The organism is Methylorubrum sp. B1-46 (assembly GCF_021117295.1).
GTDB lineage: Bacteria > Pseudomonadota > Alphaproteobacteria > Rhizobiales > Beijerinckiaceae > Methylobacterium.
The window spans coordinates 2,077,413-2,096,744 of sequence record NZ_CP088247.1; the positions used below are offsets into that span (position 1 = coordinate 2,077,413).

Consider the following 19,332-nt stretch of genomic DNA (forward strand, 5'->3'; position numbering starts at 1 on the left):
GGCACGACGGCGGAGACGCGCGCCTCCCCTGACGAAGAAGGCCCGGAACTGCGCTCTGGCGGTTCCGGGCCCCGTCCCGTTCGAAGTCTCAGGAATCCTCAATACGCGTTGTCGGTCTTGAAGAGCGCGAGCGGCGTGGTGAGCAGGATCTTGAGGTCGAACAGGATCGACCAATTCTCGATGTAGTGCAGGTCGTGTTCGACCCGGCGCTGAAGCTTCTCGCTGGTGTCGGTCTCGCCGCGCCAGCCGTTGATCTGCGCCCAGCCAGTGATGCCGGGCTTCACCTTGTGGCGGGCGAAGTAGCCGTCCACCACCTGATCGTAGAGCGTGTTCGCCGCCTTCGCCTGGATCGCGTGCGGGCGCGGCCCGACCAGGGAGAGATCGCCGCAGATCACATTGAAGAGCTGAGGCAGCTCGTCGAGCGAGGTCTTGCGGATGAAGCGGCCGACCGGCGTCACGCGGGGGTCGGTCTTGGTGACGAGCTGCGCCGCGCCGGCATCGCAGCGATCGACATACATCGAGCGGAACTTGAAGATCTCGATCAGCTCGTTGTTGAAGCCATAGCGCTTCTGCCGGAACAACACCGGTCCGGGAGACGTGAACTTCACCGCGATCGCAACGGCCAGCATCACGGGCGAGAGAGCCGCCAGCAGCAGCAGGCCGACAAGGCGGTCGAATGCGCCTTTCAGGATGACATCCCAATCGGCGAGCGGCTTGTCGAACACGTCGAGCAGGGGCACGTCGCCGAGATAGGAATAGGCGCGCGGGCGCAGGCGCAACTTGGTCGCGTGGGCGGACAAGCGGATATCGACCGGCAGCACCGAGAGCTTGGCAAGCATCTGCAGAATGCGAGTCTCGGCCGAAATCGGCAGCGTGAACACCACGAGATCGAGCGGAGCGTGGCGCGCGTAGGTGACGAGGTCGCTCACATTGCCGAGCTTCGGGTGGCCGGCCACCTCGGTGCCGGACCGGTCGTCGCCCCGGTCGTCGAAGACGCCGATGATGCGGATACCGCTCTCGCCCCCGGATTCCAGCGCTCGGATCAGTTCCTCGGCCGCCGGGCCGCCGCCGACGATAGCCGTGCGGCGGTCGAAGCGGCCCATGGCCATCTGTCTGCGCACGAAGGCCGACAACACGGTACGGCCGCCCAGCAGGAGACCGAGGCCGGCCATGTAGTAGCTGAGCAGCCAGACCCGGGAGTAGTGGTCGGCGATCTTGGCGAGCACCATGGCGGCAGCCACCATCAGGAAGGCCACCGACCACCCTGTGGCGAGCCTCACCGCCGTTCTCGGCAGGTCGCGAAACGCGCCGATCCGGTAGCTGCCCGACGCCTGGAACAGCCCCAGCGCCGCGATGGTAACGGCGAGGATCGCAGTGACGTAGCGCGGCGCCAACGGCACGACGCCGTGCAGCAGCGCTTGGTGCAGGGCGAGGCCAAGGAGAAGCAGGCCGCAGAATTCGGCGAGCCGGACACAGCCGGCCAGCACGACCGGCGAGAGCCATGAAGCTCGCAGCGGCGGCTCCGGTGCAGACGTCTGAGAGGCACCCGGCCGATTGTCCGCCATATCGAGCGCCAGCGGCGCCGGAACGGGAGTGAGCGCGTCGCTTTGCTCAGCGGTCTTGAGCAGATCTCGTACGTCGATGGCACTCATGGGAATGTTCCACGTGAAAACGTCGAGCCCTTCCGGCAGCGGAGTATGCTGGATCGGTCTTCACGAAGGCCTAAGGAGCGGGCGGGCTGGCTTGACCCAAGACGAGACAGGCAGCGGATCATCGTCGCGCTCAGGCCGAGGCCGCAGAGGCGGCGCTCACCCGCTTCGCGCGGAACGCGGCGGCGTAGCCGCACAACACGTCGGTTGCCATGCGGTTCATGGAGAAGCGCGTGCGCAGCGAATCGCTGAGCGCGCGCGCACGACCGTCCCGAGTCGCGGGGTCCTCGTCGAGGATGCGGATGATGGCGGCGCTGAGCGCCTCGTCATTTCCGGGCGGTACCAGATCGCCGGACAGCGCGCCGAAGATCTCGGTGATGCCGCCGACATTGGTGGCCACGAGCGGCTGGCCGGCCGCGGCCGCTTCCAGCACGACGTAGGGCAACGACTCGGCAAGCGACGGCACCACCATGACCCGCCCGCGGCCGAGCACGGGGCGAATGGCCTGGGGCGGTTCGAAGGCGATGGCGTCGCGCAGGCCGAGATTCTCGGCCATCGCCGCAAGGCTCTCGGTATCGGGCCCCGAACCGACCATGAGCAGGCGCAGGTTGCGGCCCCGGGCGCGGACCCGCGCCAGCGCCCGCAGCAGCACGGGCAGGCCTTTGGCCTCGCGCAGTTCGCCGACATAGACAAGGTCGAACGGATCCTGCGAGGTTCCGACCGGCGTGAATTCGGCCTCGGCGATGCCGTTATGGACGATCCGCTCGAGTCGCGGCGACCCGCCGGCATAGGCGGCGTGGCGCGAGGCGACATACTCGCTCTCGAACAGGAACAGGTCGGTTGCGCGGGCCATCATCTGTTCGGTGGTCATGTAGACACGGTGCAGAGGCGTCCCCGGCCGATAATTGTAGCTTCCGCCATGCGGGGTATAGGCGCGGATCACACCGCGGCCGGCGCGGCCGAGCGGCGCCAGCCGGGCGAAGACTCCGCCCTTGGCGCCGTGACCGTGCAGCACGTCGGCACCGACGGCGAGGGCACGCTCCCGCACGGCACGCAAAGCCGCGAGGTCGCTCGCATGCGGGTTGCGGCGCATGGAGATGCGCTTCACGCCGAGCGCGAGGTGCGGAGCCAGTTCGGCGAGCGCCTGCTCGGCCCGTTCTCCGCCGGTCGAGGCATCGCAAACGAGACCCACCGCATGCCCGGCCTCGGCCTGAAGGCGGGTGAGATCGACGACGTGACGGAACAAGCCGCCGACCGGAGCCCGGAATACGTGGAGGATACGGTGGCGCTCGCCCGAGCCGGCGCGAGAGCGCAACTCGACGATCGGGCTGCTCGCAAGGGTCTGCGGTGCCAGCGCGGCGTTGAGAGAAGGGCCGATGGGAGCGGTCACGTCCGTCGATCTCCGCAGGGGTGGTCCCGAAGCGGGAGCCCATTTGGCGGAGGATCGTCGCGACGCCGTCAGCGCGCGGTTAAGAGGCGAGCGCAACAGGCCCGCGAAGGGCCAGCGTCCCGCGTCCGGGGGGGCCTTTCACGGATTGCGGTTAGGCGTTGGTGAACGCTGTCGCGCGCCAGCTCAGAAGAAGCGCTCCTTGACGACGATGGTGTCGCCGGGGCGCACCGGATAGGACATCGGCACGATGCCGTTGACGAGGCCGCCTGGACCCTCCCGGGTCAGCACGGCGTAGTCGCGCGCCGCCCGCGGTCCGAAGCCGGCAGCAATCGCCACCGCGGTCTCGACCGTCATCCCGTTGACGTAGGGGTACTGACCCGAGGTCGTGACCTCGCCGAGGATGTAGAAGGGCCGGTAGGCATCGACCTCGACGGTGACGTGCGGCTCGCGCACGAAGCCCGCGGCGAGCTTCGATTCAATCAGCCGGGCAGCCTGCGCCGTAGTCTGGCCGCCGACCTGGACGACGCCGATCAGCGGCATCGCGATCCGCCCGCCGCCATCGACCGCGTAGATGTTGGACAGGTTGTCCTGCCCGAACACGATGACCCGCAACTTGTCACCCGCCGCCAGCGAGTAGCGGGCGCCGATCGAGCCGGTGCCGGTGGCGTCGAGATCGACGGTCCGGAAGTCCGGGCGTAGGCAGCCGCCGAGCGCGAGGACGGACGGGAGAGCCAGGAGGAATGCGCGCCGCTGCATCGCCATCGCCGTTGTAGGAACCTCGGCGGTAATTAAGGGCACATGGTTAACGAATGCTGATCCGCCCGGCGGGAGGCGCGAATTCCCGTCTGGCCAAGCAGCGCGCTGTCTCGAATGCAGGCGCAGTGCGAAGCAAGACCTTAACGCGACGTCAACCTTAACTGCCTCAATTGACGCGAGACGGGTGGATCAGCCCGATTCCGCGTCCTGACTTCGTAAAGACTGCCCATGCCGCGCCTCAGGCTGTCGACCGATCCGTCTCTTCCGCCATCCGGTGGGCCCGGTGGGCCCGGAGACGGGCTGGCGATCGCGCAGATTGCCGGTGTCCTGCGCCGTTCCTGGGCCTGGATCGCCGTTCCCACCCTGGTGGCCGTGCTCGGTGCCGGTGTGTTCGTGCAGGTGGTGACCCCGCGCTATACCGGCGAGGCCAAGGTTCTCCTGGAGAGTCGCGATCCCGCCTTCACCCGCACCGCTGCAGAGCGGACGGATCAGCCCCTGCCGATCGATGAGCAGGCCGTGGCGAGCCAGGTGCAGGTGGCGATGTCGCGCGATCTCGCCCGCGAGGCGATCCGCAGCCTGAAACTCGTCGGCAACCCGGAATTCGACCCGGAGGCCGAGGGGACCTCCGCGATCCGGCGCACGCTGATGATGCTCGGCCTCGTCTCGGCGCCGATGGAGCGGCCGTCCGAGGACCGCATCCTCGACACCTATCTCGATCACCTGCTGGTCTATCCCGTCGGCAAATCGCGCATCCTCGCCGTCGAGTTCCGCTCGCGTGATCCCGAACTCGCCGCGCGGGGCGCCAACACGGTGGCCGACCTCTACCTCGCCTCGCTGGAGGCAGCCTCGGTCGATACGGCGCGCTACGCCTCGACCTGGCTCGGCAACAACATCGCGACCCTGCGCGCCCGCGTGGCCGAGGCCGAGGCGAAGGTCGAAGCGTTCCGGGCCAAGCACGGCCTGATCGGCACGGGCAGCAACGCGACCGCGCAGCCGCTCTCGACCCAGCAGCTCTCCGAATTGTCGAGCCAGCTCTCGCAGGCTCGCACGATCCAGGCGGACCTGACCGCCCGCGCCAAGCTCCTCAAGGACATGATCAAGGAGGGCCGTGCCTTCGAGATCCCGGACGTGGCCAACAACGAGCTGATCCGGCGCACGGTCGAAAGCCGCATGGCGATGCGCGCGCAACTCGCCCTCGAATCGCGCACGCTGCTTCCGGCCCATCCTCGCATCAAGGAATTGACCGCCCAGGTCCAGGATCTCGAAAATCAGATCAAGGCGGCCGCCGAGCGGGTGGTGCGTACGCTCGAGAACGACGCGAAGATCGCGGGCGCTCGGGTCGAGTCCTTGCGGGCTGCGGTCGAGGGGCAGCAGGACGTGGTCGCCAAGGGCAACAGCAGCGAGGTCGAGCTGCGTGCGCTGGAGCGCGAGGCGAAGTCCCAGCGCGAGCAGCTCGAATCCTATCTCGCCCGCTACCGCGAGGCGGCGGCCCGCGACGCCGAGAACGCGAGCCCCGCCAACGCCCGCGTGGTGTCCCGTGCGGTCGTGCCCGATCTGCCGTCCTTCCCGAAGAAGATCCCGGTCATCGCCTTTACGGCGGTGCTCGTCTTCCTGCTCGCCAGCGCGGCCGTGATCGGCCGCCACCTCCTCGCCGCACCGCCCCGCCCGGACGGGGACCGCACCGGCGATGAGGGCGAGCCGGTCTTCGCCGGCGCGGCGAACGATCGTGGGCGCGACTTCTACCCCGAGGCCGAGCCGCCCTCCCGCCGCCGTCCCGCCTACGAGCCGGTCTATGGCGGGGCCTATCCGGCCTCTGCGACGGACCGCTTCGCCCCGGCACTCGCCTTTGCCAACTCTCTGAGGGCGACGGCGACGGTGCAGCACCCGGTCTTCGCCAGCACGGCTCCGATCGGGTCCGGCGCCGCGGAGCGGGGAGCCGCCAAGGGCCAGGACGGGTTCAGCGTGCCCGCGAAATCCTCCGCTTCCTCGACCGATCTGGACGGATTGATCGCTCGACTGGAGGGCGGCGCGAGCAAGATGCGGTCCGCCGGCGAATCGAAGGGCGGCTGCGTGCTCGTGGTCGAAACCCTCCGCGCTGGCGGTACGTCCGGCCTCGCCTCCGACCTCGCCCGCGCGCTCGGTCCGCGCCGTCAAACTCTCTTGGTCGATGTCAACGGCGGCGTCTCCGATCCGTCCATGCCGGGGCTCACTGATCTCGTGGCCGGCGAAGCCGACTTCCTCGACGTGATCCAGCCGGTCCGTGGCTCGCGGCTTCACGCGGTCAAGCGCGGCGCGGCTCCCCTCGACGTGCTGGTGGAGGAGCCGCAAGGCCTCGCCATCGGTCTCAACGCCCTGTCGCAGAGCTACGACTGGGTGCTCTGCCGCCTTGAGGCGGGTGATGGGCAGGAGGCGGCCGAACTGATTCCCGCAGTCGGACCCTGCATGGACTCGATCGTGATCGCCTCCGATGCGGCGGTCGACGACCCCGCCCTCGTCTCCCTCTACCGTCTTGCGCGGGAGACGGGGGTGCGGCAGGTGGTGGTGGCTCGCCACCGCGAGGATGGGGCGCTCGAAGCGCGGCTCGAGGCCACACCGCTGCGCCTCTCCGCCTGAAACGGTCGGTGGCATTCTCCGGTTCAGCGGTTCGCCTGTCCCTCCTCGTCCGCGGCGGTCATCGCCGCGGCCACCCGCAGGGCCCAGAGGTTCGTGCCCAGAAGGGTTACGAACAGAGCGCATGCACCGAACACGGTCGCCGAGAACAGGCCTGGCACGGTACCTCTCCGAGATGCGGCGGTGGTTCCGCCGGCTCTGATCGGAGAGAGACCGGCGGAACCGCCGAGCCTCGCTAGGGGGGCCGCGTGCGACCCGGCACGCTGAACTTGCCTGCTCGACAAGGTTTCTGCTTTAACAAAATTTATGGTTGTGTTCAGGCCGAGCCTATTCGTTCAAGATGTCGAGACCAGAACGAACTCGGCGGACCGCGCTATCTTGCGGTTATGTCTTTGTTTTCGCAGGCTCTTTCACGCGCCGTCGCGATATCTGAGTGTCGCTGCGTCTCCGTGTGTGACAGGGTGACGCAGGCCTCTCTCGCTCCAGTATCGAGCCGAAGCTTTTTGCCAGCTTACCTCATGTCAGAGCGTCTTGCCCATCTTATCCTAAGACAAGATGGGCATTCTCATAATCTAAAGTGCTATATCAGAAAGGTGCGACGGCCTCCGGTTTAGCGATGCTCTAGAACGGCAGCTTCATGCCGGGCGGCAGAGGCAGGCCCTTCGTCAACTCCGCCATCTTCTCCTGAGCCGTCGTCTCGGCTTTGCCACGGGCATCGTTGCAGGCGGCCACGATGAGATCCTCGAGGATCTCACGCTCGTCGGCGACCATCAGGCTCGGATCGATCGAGACGCCGAGCACCTGACCCTTGGCCGTCATCCGCACGCTCACGGCACCGCCGCCGGAGGCTCCCGATACCTCGACCGAGTCGAGTTCCGACTGGAGCGACGCCATCTTCTCCTGCATGGCCTGGGCCTGCTTCATGATGCCCATCAGGTCGCGCATGGGGTCCGCTCCGGTTCGCGTCGAGGAAAAAGTTCGCTTCCCGCACTTAACGTGCCTCACAAAACTCCCGGTCATCGACCGTTCTCGCTCTGGCGAGGACAGCGCAGCGGGAGTTTCGTGAGAGACACTTAGGCGCGGGTAACCGCCCCTGCCAGGGGCGCTGCCGCGTGCGGGCGTCGCCTTGGCGCGTCGTTTTCGTGCGTCGGTCCGGGGCGGCTTGCTCAGGCGTCGTCGTCCTCCGCCTCCTCGGACGGTGGCGCAGCAGGGCCGGTGCCGTCCGCCGCGGTCTCGGCGGCCTCGCCCTCCGGTGCCTTGTCGCGGACATCGACGATCTGGGCGCCGGGGAAGCGCGACAGCACCTCCCGCACGAGCGGGTGCGCGGCCGCGTTCTGGTGGCGGGTCTCCTCGGCGGCCCGCGAATCTTCCGCCAGCGTCGGCGCACCCTTCTCCTTCGAGAGCGCAACGAGCCAGCGCCGCCCGGTCCAGGCATCGAGTGCCCGGGCGAGGTCGGTCGGAAGGCTCTGGCGCCCGCCGGGGGCGAGGCGGAACTCGATCCGTCCCTCCTCGAAGCGCACGAGATGCACGTCGCGCTCCAGCGCCACCTTCAGGGCGATGTCTCGGGCGGCCTCGGCCTGGGCGACAACGTCCTCGAAACGCCCGAGCCGCGGGCCGGCGGGCACCGCCGGGGCCGGGCGCGGTGCCGCTTCGGCGGCGGCGGAGCTGACGGGGACGGAGGCCAGGGCCGGCCGGGGCGATGGCTGCGGCGCGGGCGGCGCCATCTGCAGCGCCGCCGAGCCGTGGGATGCCATCGCGCCGCCGCCGTCGCGCCCGAGACTCGGCCGGCCCCCGCCGCCTTCCGAGGCCGCCACATCGGCGCGGAGCTGTCGCAGGGCTTCGTCGGGAGTCGGCAGGTCGGCGGCGTAGGCGAGCCGCACGATCGCCATCTCGGCCGCCGCGAGCGGGCGGGGGGCGGCCTGCACTTCGGGCAGCGCCTTGAGCAGGATCTGCCACGCCCGCGACAGCGCCCGCACCGGCAGGCGCGCGGCGAACTGGGCGCCGCGCACCCGCTCGGCCTCGCTCAAGGTCGGGTCGGATTCGGCCCCCGGCACCAGCTTGAGGCGGGTAACGAGATGGGTGAAGCCGGCGAGATCCGACAGCACCACCGCCGGATCGGCCCCCGCATCGTACTGGGCACGGATCTCGGCGAAGGCGGCCGGCACGTCGCCGCGCATCGCCGCTTCGAACAGATCGACGATGCGCGAGCGGTCGGCGAGCCCGAGCATGTCGCGCACGCCCGCCGCCGTCACAGCGCCGGCCCCATGGGCGATGGCCTGATCGAGTAGCGAGAGCGCGTCGCGCACCGAGCCCTCGGCGGCGCGGGTGACGGCGGCGAGCGCCTCCGCCTCGGCCTCCACGCCTTCGGCGGCGCAGATCTTCTTCAGGTGGGCGGAGAGCACGTCGGCCTCGACCCGGCGCAGGTCGAAGCGCTGGCAGCGCGACAGGATCGTCACCGGGACCTTGCGGATCTCGGTGGTCGCGAACACGAACTTGGCATGGGGCGGCGGCTCCTCCAGCGTCTTCAGGAAGGCGTTGAACGCCTTCTCGGAGAGCATGTGGACCTCGTCGACGATGTAGACCTTGTAGCGGGCCGAGACCGGCGAATAGCGGATGCCGTCGATGATGCCGCGCACGTCATCGATGCCGGTATGCGAGGCGGCGTCCATCTCCAGCACGTCCATATGCCGGGATTCCATGATCGCCTGACAGTGCTGGCCGAGTTCCGGCATCGACACGGTGGGGCCGGTATCCGGCTCGCCGGTGCGCAGGTAGTTGAGGCCGCGGGCGAGGATGCGGGCGGTGGTGGTCTTGCCGACGCCGCGCACGCCCGTGAGCATCCAGGCCTGCGGGATGCGGTTGGCGGAAAACGCGTTGGCCAGCGTGCGCACCATGGCGCCCTGGCCGATCAGGTCGTCGAAGGTCTGGGGACGATACTTGCGCGCCAGCACCCGGTAGGGCGTCGCGGCCGTGGCGATGGGCATGCCGGGCAGGCCCGGCTCGTCGGTGAGCGTGCCGTGCGTCTCGTCCATGCCGCCGTTCGAATTTTCGGAAAGAGGCCGGGCCGTCCGGCGTCAAGCGGACGGCGAAGGTGGGAGGCTGGACAAAGACCCGCTCGGTCTCGTTAGGGCTGCTTCCTTCCGGACCTGACCCGGTTGGCGAGTGAAACGTCCCTCGCCAACCTCCCGCGCCGTATATGACGGTCCGCGCAGCGGGATGCAAGCGGGTTGCCCCGCCGGATCGGCTTGGCCATGCTTCCCCGATACGAAGGGAGGGACCATGCGGACGACCACGATCGTTCTCACCGCGCTCGCCGGCCTGACGATGCCCGCCGCGGCGCAGGAGCCGGCCCAGGAAGGGGCTCCCAAAGATTGGCAGGGCCGCTACCGCTACGAGCACGCCGCAGGGCGGACGGCCGGCGGTACGGGAATCGTCGTGAATTACGACCTCGTGCTGCGGCCCCCGGATGTTCGCAACGGCTGTGTTCTCACCCGGCGCGGCTTTCAGGCGGACGAGACGATTCGTTGTCTAACCCGCCGCGAGGGGCAGGATCTGACCGTGGCGTTCCACCGTTACGGCGATGGCGAGACGGTCAACCGATACGGGGTGGCCGTCTACAAGCCGGGCCAGCCACTGTTCACCCTTGCGAAAGCGGGCAAGCTCGTCACCCGCTGGCAGGGACTGAAGCCGGATGGCGAAGGTGTGGCCGAAAGCGGCGTCTTCTTCGCCAGGGTGCGGTAGCTCCGGAGAGGCGGGCGCCCCGGAGCCGCGGCCTCACTCGGCCTTGCGCTTCACGATCTCCATCGTCTTCGGATCGAGCTTGAGATCGAACTGCTTGCCGTTGGCGTCGATGGCGTCGTCCACCTCGATCATGCCGTCGTCGAGCTCGATCTCCTTCCACTTGGTGAAGCCCTCCTTCTTCAGGATGTCCTCGACCTTGGTCTGCTGCTCGGGTGGCAGCTTCTGGTCGGCGAGCGCTGGGCCGGCGAGCAGGGCGAGGCCGAGCGCAGCGGCAGCGAGCGGGCGGACGAACATGAGAAGACTCCTTCGGCAGATGGGTAACCGGCGAACGATTTTGTTTCGCCGGTGGTTCCTGCCGCCTTGGCCGTACCGGCGCGGCAGGTGCCTGTGAACAGGCGAGCACCCTGTCGGAGCGACGAACCGAACCTGCCGGTCCGTAACGCCACGCTCGCAATTGCCAGCGCGCGAAGTGCCGCCTAGGCTGCAACCTCCGCGTTTGGAGCCTCTCGACACCATGGTCACGCGCGTCGCCACCGTCGCCTTCGAGGGAATCGAGGCGCGCGCCGTCGACGTGCAGGTGCAGATCGCCCCCGGCGCCGTCGCCTTCACCCTCGTCGGCCTGCCCGACAAAGCGGTGGCGGAATCGCGCGAGCGGGTGCGCTCGGCGCTGATCGCCTCGGGGCTGGCCCTGCCGGCCAAGCGCATCACCTGCAACCTCGCGCCCGCCGACCTGCCGAAGGAGGGTTCGCATTACGACCTGCCGATCGCGCTCGCGGTGATGGGTGCCATCGGCGCGCTGCCGGCGGACGCGCTGGGCGGCTACTGCGTGCTCGGCGAACTGGCGCTCGACGGCTCGATCACCGCAGTGGCCGGCGTGCTGCCTGCGGCGATGGCGGCCAATGGCCGGGGGCTTGGCCTGATCTGCCCGGCGGCGACCGGCCCGGAGGCGGCTTGGGCCGCGGGCGACATGGACGTGCTGGCGCCGCGCTCGCTGATCCAGCTCGCCAACCACTTCAAGGGCAGCCAAGTGATGGCCCGGCCTCAGCCCGCGGTGGCAGCAATCGCCGGTCCGATGCCGGATCTGCGCGACATCAAGGGGCAGGAGGGTGCCAAGCGGGCGCTCGAGATCGCCGCCGCCGGCGGCCACAACCTGCTGATGAACGGCCCGCCCGGAGCCGGCAAGTCGATGCTCGCCGCGCGTCTCCCCTCGATCCTGCCGCCGCTCGGGCCCCGCGAACTGCTCGAAGTCTCGATGATCCAGTCGGTCGCGGGTGAGCTGAAGGGCGGCGCACTCTCGAACCGGCGCCCCTTCCGCCAGCCGCACCATTCCGCCTCCATGGCCGCGCTGGTCGGCGGCGGCCTCAATGCCCGTCCGGGCGAGGCCTCGCTCGCCCATGGCGGCGTGCTGTTCCTCGACGAATTGCCCGAGTTCACGCCCCAGGTGCTCGATTCCCTGCGCCAGCCGATGGAGACGGGTGAGATCATGATCGCGCGGGCCAACCACCGCGTGACCTACCCGGCCCGTTTCCAACTCGTGGCGGCGATGAACCCCTGCCGCTGCGGCCTAGCCCTGGAGCCGGGCTACGCCTGCCGCCGGGGGCCGAACGAGCGCTGCGTGGCGCAGTACGGCGCGCGGATCTCCGGGCCGCTGCTCGACCGGATCGATCTGCGCATCGAGGTCGCGGCCGTGACCGCCGCCGACCTGATCCTGCCGCCGCCCGTGGAGGGATCGGCCGAGGCCGCCGCGCGGGTCGCCGCCGCCCGCGCGCTCCAAAGCACGCGATACGCTGCCCTCGGCCTGCCCGCGGCGACGACCAACGCGACCTGCCCGGCGACCGTGATCGAGACCGCCGCCACGCCCGATGCCGAGGGGGCGGCGCTGATCCGCCACGCGGCCGAGACCATGCGGCTCTCCGCCCGCGGCTTCCACCGCACGCTGCGCGTCGCCCGCACGCTGGCCGACCTCGACGGCGAGGCCCAGGTGCGGCGGCTGCATCTGGCCGAGGCGCTGTCCTACCGGGCGCGGGGCGAGCGGCCGGCAGCCGCGGCCTGATCGGTCCCGCGCACAACTGCCCATTGCCACGCCTCGTCGCCGGGCACATAGTCGCCGACAATCCAACAGGGGCGGCCGGCTCGCCGGAACAGACCCCGCGCGAGGGAGCGGGCGGGTGGCGCACGGCACGCAGATGCGCGGGCATCTGTGCGGAATCCAGACGGCCTGGACGGAGGCGGGCGACGCCGCGGGCGCGGTCGCAGCCGTGGCGGAGGTCCTCGACCGGGCGGCGATCGGCCACCTCATCGTGTTCTTCTCGCCGGCCTACGACGCGGACGCCCTCGCTGGGGCGCTCGCCGCGCAGCTTCCCGGTATCGGGATCACCGGCTGCTCCACCTCCGGCGGGATCAGCCCGGCGGGCTCGATCGATCGCGGCCTCGTTGCCATCGCCTTTCCGCGGCAGGGCTTCCGCATCGTCTCGGGCCTCCTCACCGACATCGCCCGGCTCGATGTCGAGGGGGCGGCCACGACCGTGCGGGCCCTGCGCCGCACCCTCGACGGCGGACGGCCGGACGGCGGCAGCGGCCACCGCTTCGCCCTGTCCCTGATCGACTCGTTCGCCAATGCCGAGGAGACCGTGGTCTCGGCCGTCGCCTGGGCGCTCGACGGCATCCCGCTGATCGGCGGCTCGGCCGGCGACGACCTCGCCTTCCGCAGCACGGTGCTGATCCACGAGGGCCAAGTGTGCCGCGAGGCGGCGGTGATCCTGCTGGTCGAGACCGATTTCCCGATCCGCATCTTCAAGAGCGACAATTTCGAGCCGACCAACCGCAAGTTCGTCGTCACCGCCGCCCGCGAGGACGAGCGGCGCGTCACCGAGCTCAATGCCGAGCCGGCGGCGCGCGAATACGCCATGGCGGTCGGGCTCGACCCGGAAAACCTCTCGGCGATGTCCTTTGCCGCCTATCCGCTCGCGGTGAAGATCGGCGGCGAGTATTACTGCCGCTCGATCAGCCGGGTGGAGCCGGACGGCTCGATGACCTTCTTCTGCGCCATCGGCGAGGGCGTGGTGCTGACGTTGGCTCAGCCCCGCGACATCGTCGAGGCGACGCGGGCCGAACTCGAAAGCCTCGACGCATCGCTCGGCGGGCTCGATCTCGTGATCGGCTTCGACTGCGTGTTCCGCCGGCTCGATGCCGAGAGCCGGCAGGTGCGCCACCGCATCGCCGACCTGTACCGGCGCTACGGCGTCGTCGGCTTCGAGACCTACGGCGAGCAGTACCGCTCGATGCACCTGAATCAGACGTTTACCGGCATCGCCATCGGCCGGGCCGAGGGTGCGGTGGGCCGGCCGGTGAAGCGTGGGACGTGAAGAGCGCGCGATGAACCGCCCGACCCTCTGGGAGGAGCCGCCGCCCGAGCCGCAGACCGTCGAGGCTCTGACGCGCCGCGTGGCCAAGCTCGAGCGCATCAACGCGGCTCTGATGACCCATGTCGAGCGCACCATGGATCAGCAGGGCGGCGCCTACTCGCTGTTCCAGAACGCGATCATGCTGGAGGGCCGCGTCCGCGCCCGCACGGAGGAACTCACCGCGCTGATGCGCAGCCTTGAGCGCTCGAACGCGGCATTGCAGGCGGCCAAGGAAGAGGCCGAGACCGCCAACCGCTCGAAGACGCGCTTCCTGGCCGCCGCCAGCCACGACCTGCTCCAGCCCCTCAACGCCGCCCGCCTCTCGCTCTCGGCGCTGACCGACCTCGCGCCGGGGCCGGAGGCGAAGGCGGTCGCCCGGCAGGTCGAGCGCGGGTTGGAGACGATCGAGGATCTGATCAAGGCGCTCATCGACATCTCGAAGCTCGATGCCGGCATCGTGCGCCCGGTGGTCAAGCCCGTACGGCTCGCCGATCTCGTCGCCGGGATCGAGGCGAGCTTCCGGCCGTTCGCCGAGCGCAAGGAGCTGCGCCTCGTCACCCGCTGCACCGACCTCGTGGTGGAGACCGACGGGATCCTGCTCCAGCGCATCCTGCAGAACCTCGTCTCCAACGCGATCCGCTACACCGAGAGCGGCGGCGTGCTGATCGCGGCGCGGCGGCGCGAAAAACGCTGCCGCATCGACGTGGTCGATACCGGCTGCGGCATTCCCGAGAGCGAGCGGACCCTGGTCTTCGAGGAGTTCTTCCGCGGCGCCCGTGAGGGGGATGACGGCGGGATCGGCCTCGGGCTCGGCCTGTCGATCGTGCAGCGCATGGCCTCGACGCTGGATCACACCGTCGAACTGCATTCCCGCGCCGGCCACGGCACGCGCCTCAGCCTGACCCTGCCTCTGGCCACGCAGCGCCCGGAGGCGCGGGTGCCCCTCGCGCCGCTGGCGACCGCCCTGACCGGTGCGCGGGTGCTGGCGATCGAGAACGACGCCTCGACGGCCGAGGCGCTGCAGCGGCTCCTGCGCAGTTGGGATGCCGAGGTGCAGGTGTTTCGCGATCTCGCCGGCGTCGTCGCGGCGCTCGGCGCCGGGCTGGCGCGGCCGGACGTGATGGTGATCGACTACCACCTCGACAACGGCGCCTGCGGCCTCGACGTGGTCGATTACCTGCGGCGCAACCGGGGCTGGGTGACGCCGGTGATCCTCACCACCGCCGACCATGGCGCCGACATCGCCGCCCGCGCCCAGGCCACGGGGGCGGAACTCGTCCACAAGCCGATCAAGCCGGCGCAGCTTCGCTCACTGTTGGCCTACATGCTGGCGTGAGCGTGGAGCGGATCAGAGCGCGCTGAAGCGCCGCTCGCCTATGAGCCGGTCGCGGGCGCGGGCGACGAGGGCGGGGCGGATACGGGCGACATCCTCGCCATCGAGGAGCGGCGAGCCGGCGAGCGCGCCGAGATAGGCTTCCTCCCGATCCCGGCAGGTGGTGACCGCCTTCGTCGCGGCAAAGCTCCGGCTCATGGTGCGGACCTGCTCCAAAAAGGCCTCGTCGAGACAGGTCTGCCACGCGGCGTGGCGCGCGCCTTCCGGGCTCTCAGCCCGCGCAGGGGCCACGGCGAGAAGGGCGAAGACGGGAAGGCTGGCGAGGAGGACGCGACGCATGGGACGAGAGGACCCTGGGACGGCGAACCTGAGGCACGGACGGAGTTTTCCGGGGCGGGGCTCGCTCGCGGAAACCTCTCGTCAACCTTGGTCGCTAGCCCGTTAAAGTCCCCTAACGCACGAGATGCGGGTCCGGTCCCGATTTGGGACCGGCAAAGTGCGCCTCAGCGGTTGGCCGCCGTCAGCGGGGAGGCGTCACGGCCGAGCGCCATCCAGCCCACGGCCTCCTGGCTCTCGCGCTTGACGAAGGTGTAGCCGGTCTGGGTCCAGGGCAGCACCGCGTTGGTTTTGTTGTCGAGGATCAGGTCGCCGCGGTTGGTGATGAGCGTGAGCACCGCGTGGCCCTCGCCCTTCTCGTCGATTACCACGGTCATCCGCATCGCCCGGCGCGGCAAGCCGGCCTCGACCAGCAGGCGGCGCTTGAGGAGCTGGAAGTCCTCGCAGTCGCCGCGGCCGTCCTCGGCGAGGTCCCAGCGGTCGGCGGAGCGCCAATGCTCCTGATCGGTCACCGCCTCGACTGCCCGGTTGATCCGGCGGTTGACCGCATTGATCGTCTGCCACAGCGCCGACGTCAGGACGATGGTGGCCGGCTCGGTGCGATCGACCGCGCACTCGGCGGCATAGCGCTCGCAGAACTCGGCCCAGGCGGCGATCGGCCGGGCCGGGCCGGTCGTCACCGCCGACAGGCTCATCGCGGGGAGCGCGGCCGTCGGTTGCGCGGCGGCCTGCGGCGCAGGGGCGGTGAGGAGGGCCCCGGCCAGGGCGAGACCCGCGACCCGGCCAGTCGCGAAGGAGCGGGCGGGCCGGACGACACAGAGCTTGGAGAACGCGATACGCATGGCCCTGACCGAGCAGTTAAGCTTCCGTTAATGAAGCTCTCACAGCCGACCGCCGGCCGCAATCGCCGGGTTAAAAATCGGTTAACGCGATCCGTCGCATTTGAGCGACCTGCACCGGAGCGTCCGACCCGGCTGCGCGGCCCGCTCGGTGTCTCTCACAAAACTCCCGCCGCGCTGTTCTCGTCAGAGCGAGAACGGCCGGTGACCGGGAGTTTGGTGAGGTACTCGAAGGGAAACAGGTCTGCCGCACCGTCACCGGACGCGGTGGCCCGGTCGGCACGGCACCTGCTAGGCTCGGATCTTATCCTTTGATCCGCAAAGCCTTCCGATGACGAGCGAACCGACTCCCGCCGAGCTTGTGCAGCCCACCGATCGCGGTCCGCCGGTGATCCGCACGGTGGCGATGCCGACCGACACGAACCCGGCCGGCGATATCTTCGGCGGCTGGCTGATGGCGCATATGGACATGGCCGCGGGCAACGTTGCCGCGCGCCGGGCGCGAGGGCGCTGCGCCACGATCTCGGCGGAGGCGATGACCTTCCACCGGCCGGTCTTCGTCGGCGACGAGGTGAGCTTCTACGCCTGGATCGTGAAGACCGGCCGCACCTCGATGGGCATCCAGGTCGAGGTCTGGCGCCGGGAGCGGGAGGGCGAGGACACGACGAAGGTGACGGAAGGATTCTTCACCTTCGTCGCCATCGGGCCGGACCGGCGGCCGCGGCCGATTCCGGAGGCGCGGTAGTTCGAGCGCAGCCCGGCTGCGTGCCGAGCGCGCGGACCGGGCGTCAGTGCATCGTCAGCGTGGTGAGCCGACGCGCGCCCGAATGCTGGTGCAGGAAGGCGCTCATCTCGGCGAGCACCGGCGCCTTGCGGCGGAAGCTGACGGAGAGCGCGAGCAGCGTGTCGGAATGGTCGAGGCCTTCGTAGACCCGTTCCTGCACCGGCACGCGGGCGGTGCGCAGGATTGCAGCGAGGCTCGCCGTGTTGCGCGGCTTCACCACGGTATCCCGGTCGCCGGTGGCGAGGAAGGTCGGCGGCGAGTGGGCGCCGGCGAAGGAGACCGGCTGCGTCGCCTCTGGGTCGGGCGCCTGCCCGAACACCTCGATCGAGGTCTTCTGGTCGAAGGGCAGGAAGTCGTAGGGGCCCGATAGCCCGGCCACCGCCCGCACGGATCGCGGATCGACGCCGGCCTGGCGCAGATATTCCGGGTCGAGCCCGAGCATCGCCGCGTTGTAGGCCCCCGCCGAGTGGCCGGCGAGGACGATCCGGTTCGGATCACCCCCCTGCGCGGCGATGTTGTCGCGCACCCAGGCGATGGCCGCCGCCCCATCCTTCAGGAAGTCGGGGAAGCGCGATTGCGGGTAGAGCCGGTAATCCGGCAGCACGGTCACGAAGCCTTGTGCGGCGAAGGCCTGGGCGGCGAAGGCGTAGTCGTCCTTGCTGCCGCTGCTCCACGAGCCGCCGTAGAAGAACACCAGCACCGGCGCCCGCTCCACCGGCACGGTCGGCACGAACACGTCGAGGCGCTGGCGCGGATCGGCGCCGTACGCCGCGTCGCGGACCGCGAGGCGCCCGCCCTTGTCGCGCGGCCCCAGCGCATCGAACAGCGCCAGCGGCGAGCAGCCGCTCAAGCCCAGCGCGGTGAGGCCGAGGCAGACCAGCGAGACGAGGGAGACGAATGCCTTGATCATGTGACTCGTGATTGACGCGGCGGTCGCGGCGGTTTCATGGCCGCATGGTGACGACCTTGGGCGGTGTTGGGAGTTATGTCCTCAGGACGATGCAGGCGCCGCCCACATTGCGGATCTTCTGGCACAGGCCGTCGGCCGCGTTCCGGCTCTCGGCCGGGATGCGCACTCGGTAGAAGGTGCGGGTCCCGCGAAAGCGCAGCCGAGTGCCGATGATCATCGGCCGCACCTCGCCGATCACGCTGGTGTAGCGCGTGCGCGCCCGCTGGAAGCTCGCCAGCGCCAGCGACTTGGAAAAGTTTCCGGCAAGCTGCACGCCCCAGGGCGCGGCCGGTCCGCCCTCGATCGCCAGAGCGAAGCGGTCGCCGCGCGACGGGATGCGCAGTGCCGCGGTGACCTGAAGGCAGGTCTGCGTCTCGGCCTCCGGCGGAGGCGGCTTCGCCTCGGATGTCTCCGCCTTCCCGTCCGGCTTCTTCGCGGCCGGGTCGGGTCCCTCCGGCGTCTCGACGGCGGCGTTCGGGCGCCAATCCTCCGCCGGGCGGCCGGTGATGGCGATGACGTAGGCCCGCGTCTCGGCGGGCAGGCCGCCGCTGCCGGCGAGCCAGGCCGAGACGCGCCCCGGTCCGCCGTTATAGGCCGCCGCCGCGAGCCCGAGATTGCCGAATTGCCGCTTGAGGTCGGCCAGGAAATGCGCGGCGTGCGGGATCGCCTGCTCGGGATCGAAGGGATCGCTGAGGCCGCGGTCCTTGGCCGTGCCGGGCATGAACTGCGCCACTCCTTGCGCCCCGGCCGGGCTCACCACGCCGACGCGGAACGAACTCTCGCGCCAGATCAGCCGGGTCAGGAACGGCACCGGCAAGTGCCGCGCCTTGGCCGAACCCTCGATCAGCCGGCAGAGCGCCTGCTCCACCGTCTCGCTTTCGGGCGAGGGGGCCGCACGAGAGGGACCGGCGCAGGCAACGAGAACGGCCGGCAACAGGGTGAAAGCGAGGCGGTGCACAGCGGCTGATCTAGGGCGCCGGTTTTTCAAAACAAAGCGCGACACGGATCTGGAACTGCCGACTCGATGCAAGGAGGTCCGGCACGGCTCTGCGTGTCTCTCACAAAACGCACGCCGTGCTGTCCGCGCCAGAGCGAGAACGGTCGGTGACCGGGCGTTTTGTGAGGCGCTCTCAAGCGCCGGTTCGGGAACGGGATGGCGGCCCTGCGACGTGGCACGGCGTGCCCTGTCGGCGAGCATCATTGTGCTTTTATCCGTGCTCAGCAAGGCACTGTTACCTTAGGGCTTCTCCAATAGCTAAATTATTGTTCTTGAAACTTCTGTGTATGGCTCAATGCTTGCAAAAGTCGGCCGCCGAGATCCGATTGCAAGAGGAAGACGAGGCTCGAAGAGCGCATCTCGGAAGACCGCCCCCGAGGCGGTCGCCCAAACCGCGTCTCAGGCCCTCACTCGACTCCCTTCGGGGGCCGCCCTCTCCCGCGGAGAGGAGAGGGATGTGCCGCGCCTGGAAGACAATTCGCGTGTGGGAGCCCGCGCGCTATAACCCCCATCCCGCCCCGACACCGGACGGCGGGCCGCTTCT

General features: G+C 69.6%; 17 protein-coding genes and 1 other RNA gene. 6 read left to right on the plus strand and 12 right to left on the minus strand.

Translation table 11 applies throughout. The features are described 5' to 3' along the window. Nucleotides 1–98 precede the first annotated feature (98 nt). The 3 genes from LPC10_RS09740 to LPC10_RS09750 all read right to left on the minus strand — a co-directional run bounded on the left by LPC10_RS09740 (nt 99) and on the right by LPC10_RS09750 (nt 3,801). Nucleotides 99–1,652 carry an undecaprenyl-phosphate glucose phosphotransferase gene (locus LPC10_RS09740; protein WP_231346496.1) on the minus strand — a complete coding sequence of 518 codons (1,554 nt, stop codon included), beginning with the start codon at nt 1,650–1,652 and terminating at the stop codon, nt 99–101. 130 nt (nt 1,653–1,782) lie between these two features. Next, nucleotides 1,783–2,973 carry a glycosyltransferase family 4 protein gene (locus LPC10_RS09745; protein ID WP_231347011.1) on the minus strand — a complete coding sequence of 397 codons (1,191 nt, stop codon included), beginning with the start codon at nt 2,971–2,973 and terminating at the stop codon, nt 1,783–1,785. Nucleotides 2,974–3,222: 249 nt separating this feature from the next. Next, nucleotides 3,223–3,801, minus strand: coding sequence for a polysaccharide biosynthesis/export family protein (locus tag LPC10_RS09750; protein WP_108939852.1), 579 nt, complete (start codon nt 3,799–3,801; stop codon nt 3,223–3,225). A 222-nt stretch (nt 3,802–4,023) separates the two neighbouring features. Between LPC10_RS09750 and LPC10_RS09755 the strand changes: the two genes are divergently transcribed. After that, nucleotides 4,024–6,408, plus strand: coding sequence for an exopolysaccharide transport family protein (locus LPC10_RS09755; RefSeq protein ID WP_231346497.1), 2,385 nt, complete (start codon nt 4,024–4,026; stop codon nt 6,406–6,408). Between the two features lie 23 nt (nt 6,409–6,431). On the opposite strand, the gene LPC10_RS25545 is transcribed toward LPC10_RS09755, so the two are convergent. From LPC10_RS25545 to ffs, 4 genes are all read right to left on the minus strand, one after another. Further along, nucleotides 6,432–6,566, minus strand: coding sequence for a hypothetical protein (locus LPC10_RS25545; RefSeq protein WP_255700746.1), 135 nt, complete (start codon nt 6,564–6,566; stop codon nt 6,432–6,434). Between the two features lie 460 nt (nt 6,567–7,026). Then, complete coding sequence (locus LPC10_RS09760) at nt 7,027–7,350, minus strand: YbaB/EbfC family nucleoid-associated protein (protein ID WP_096484849.1); 324 nt, start codon at nt 7,348–7,350, stop codon at nt 7,027–7,029. A 221-nt stretch (nt 7,351–7,571) separates the two neighbouring features. Beyond that, nucleotides 7,572–9,437 carry a DNA polymerase III subunit gamma/tau gene (locus tag LPC10_RS09765; RefSeq protein WP_231346498.1) on the minus strand — a complete coding sequence of 622 codons (1,866 nt, stop codon included), beginning with the start codon at nt 9,435–9,437 and terminating at the stop codon, nt 7,572–7,574. Nucleotides 9,438–9,494: 57 nt separating this feature from the next. Beyond that, nucleotides 9,495–9,593: signal recognition particle sRNA small type (ffs, locus tag LPC10_RS09770), an RNA gene on the minus strand. A gap of 91 nt (nt 9,594–9,684) precedes the next feature. Here ffs and LPC10_RS09775 point away from each other — a divergent pair. After that, a complete protein-coding gene (locus LPC10_RS09775) occupies nt 9,685–10,146 on the plus strand; it encodes a DUF5991 domain-containing protein (protein WP_231346499.1) in 462 nt (153 codons plus the stop codon). 33 nt (nt 10,147–10,179) lie between these two features. On the opposite strand, the gene LPC10_RS09780 is transcribed toward LPC10_RS09775, so the two are convergent. After that, the gene (locus tag LPC10_RS09780; RefSeq protein WP_017485277.1) at nt 10,180–10,440 is read right to left on the minus strand and encodes a PepSY domain-containing protein; all 261 of its coding nucleotides are present in this window, start codon (nt 10,438–10,440) and stop codon (nt 10,180–10,182) included. Nucleotides 10,441–10,660: 220 nt separating this feature from the next. Here LPC10_RS09780 and LPC10_RS09785 point away from each other — a divergent pair, with 220 nt between their 5' ends. The 3 genes from LPC10_RS09785 to LPC10_RS09795 all read left to right on the plus strand — a co-directional run bounded on the left by LPC10_RS09785 (nt 10,661) and on the right by LPC10_RS09795 (nt 14,886). Beyond that, nucleotides 10,661–12,199, plus strand: a complete 1,539-nt coding sequence (locus LPC10_RS09785) for a YifB family Mg chelatase-like AAA ATPase (protein WP_231346500.1) — start codon at nt 10,661–10,663, stop codon at nt 12,197–12,199. A gap of 115 nt (nt 12,200–12,314) precedes the next feature. Next, nucleotides 12,315–13,511: an FIST N-terminal domain-containing protein gene (locus LPC10_RS09790; protein ID WP_231346501.1), complete on the plus strand. Its 1,197-nt coding sequence runs from the start codon at nt 12,315–12,317 to the stop codon at nt 13,509–13,511. Between the two features lie 10 nt (nt 13,512–13,521). After that, nucleotides 13,522–14,886 (plus strand): hybrid sensor histidine kinase/response regulator, encoded by a 1,365-nt coding sequence (locus LPC10_RS09795; RefSeq protein WP_231346502.1) that lies wholly within the window; start codon nt 13,522–13,524, stop codon nt 14,884–14,886. A gap of 12 nt (nt 14,887–14,898) precedes the next feature. Here the strand turns inward: LPC10_RS09795 and LPC10_RS09800 are convergent, their stop codons facing one another. Together LPC10_RS09800 and LPC10_RS09805 are read right to left on the minus strand one after the other, a co-directional pair. Then, entirely contained in the window at nt 14,899–15,222 is a 324-nt protein-coding gene (locus LPC10_RS09800; RefSeq protein ID WP_231346503.1) for a hypothetical protein, read from the minus strand. A gap of 164 nt (nt 15,223–15,386) precedes the next feature. Beyond that, nucleotides 15,387–16,061 (minus strand): transglutaminase-like cysteine peptidase, encoded by a 675-nt coding sequence (locus LPC10_RS09805; RefSeq protein ID WP_231346504.1) that lies wholly within the window; start codon nt 16,059–16,061, stop codon nt 15,387–15,389. Nucleotides 16,062–16,389: 328 nt separating this feature from the next. On the opposite strand from LPC10_RS09805, the gene LPC10_RS09810 reads away from it, so the two are divergent. After that, nucleotides 16,390–16,803, plus strand: coding sequence for an acyl-CoA thioesterase (locus LPC10_RS09810; protein WP_231346505.1), 414 nt, complete (start codon nt 16,390–16,392; stop codon nt 16,801–16,803). 43 nt (nt 16,804–16,846) lie between these two features. Here LPC10_RS09810 and LPC10_RS09815 read toward each other — a convergent pair whose 3' ends face one another. Both LPC10_RS09815 and LPC10_RS09820 read right to left on the minus strand, forming a co-directional pair. Further along, the gene (locus tag LPC10_RS09815; protein ID WP_108939864.1) at nt 16,847–17,752 is read right to left on the minus strand and encodes an alpha/beta hydrolase; all 906 of its coding nucleotides are present in this window, start codon (nt 17,750–17,752) and stop codon (nt 16,847–16,849) included. A 73-nt stretch (nt 17,753–17,825) separates the two neighbouring features. After that, nucleotides 17,826–18,749: a lytic transglycosylase domain-containing protein gene (locus LPC10_RS09820; RefSeq protein ID WP_231346506.1), complete on the minus strand. Its 924-nt coding sequence runs from the start codon at nt 18,747–18,749 to the stop codon at nt 17,826–17,828. Nucleotides 18,750–19,332 lie beyond the last annotated feature (583 nt).

Coding starts and splice junctions, on each gene's coding strand:
- LPC10_RS09740 (WP_231346496.1), bottom strand. CDS start 1,652: ATGAGTGCCATCGACGTACGAGATCTGCTCAAGACCGCTGAGCAAAGC.
- LPC10_RS09750 (WP_108939852.1), bottom strand. CDS start 3,801: ATGGCGATGCAGCGGCGCGCATTCCTCCTGGCTCTCCCGTCCGTCCTC.
- LPC10_RS09755 (WP_231346497.1), top strand. CDS start 4,024: ATGCCGCGCCTCAGGCTGTCGACCGATCCGTCTCTTCCGCCATCCGGT.
- LPC10_RS09760 (WP_096484849.1), bottom strand. CDS start 7,350: ATGCGCGACCTGATGGGCATCATGAAGCAGGCCCAGGCCATGCAGGAG.
- LPC10_RS09765 (WP_231346498.1), bottom strand. CDS start 9,437: ATGGACGAGACGCACGGCACGCTCACCGACGAGCCGGGCCTGCCCGGC.
- LPC10_RS09775 (WP_231346499.1), top strand. CDS start 9,685: ATGCGGACGACCACGATCGTTCTCACCGCGCTCGCCGGCCTGACGATG.
- LPC10_RS09780 (WP_017485277.1), bottom strand. CDS start 10,440: ATGTTCGTCCGCCCGCTCGCTGCCGCTGCGCTCGGCCTCGCCCTGCTC.
- LPC10_RS09785 (WP_231346500.1), top strand. CDS start 10,661: ATGGTCACGCGCGTCGCCACCGTCGCCTTCGAGGGAATCGAGGCGCGC.
- LPC10_RS09795 (WP_231346502.1), top strand. CDS start 13,522: ATGAACCGCCCGACCCTCTGGGAGGAGCCGCCGCCCGAGCCGCAGACC.
- LPC10_RS09800 (WP_231346503.1), bottom strand. CDS start 15,222: ATGCGTCGCGTCCTCCTCGCCAGCCTTCCCGTCTTCGCCCTTCTCGCC.
- LPC10_RS09805 (WP_231346504.1), bottom strand. CDS start 16,061: ATGCGTATCGCGTTCTCCAAGCTCTGTGTCGTCCGGCCCGCCCGCTCC.
- LPC10_RS09810 (WP_231346505.1), top strand. CDS start 16,390: ATGACGAGCGAACCGACTCCCGCCGAGCTTGTGCAGCCCACCGATCGC.
- LPC10_RS09815 (WP_108939864.1), bottom strand. CDS start 17,752: ATGATCAAGGCATTCGTCTCCCTCGTCTCGCTGGTCTGCCTCGGCCTC.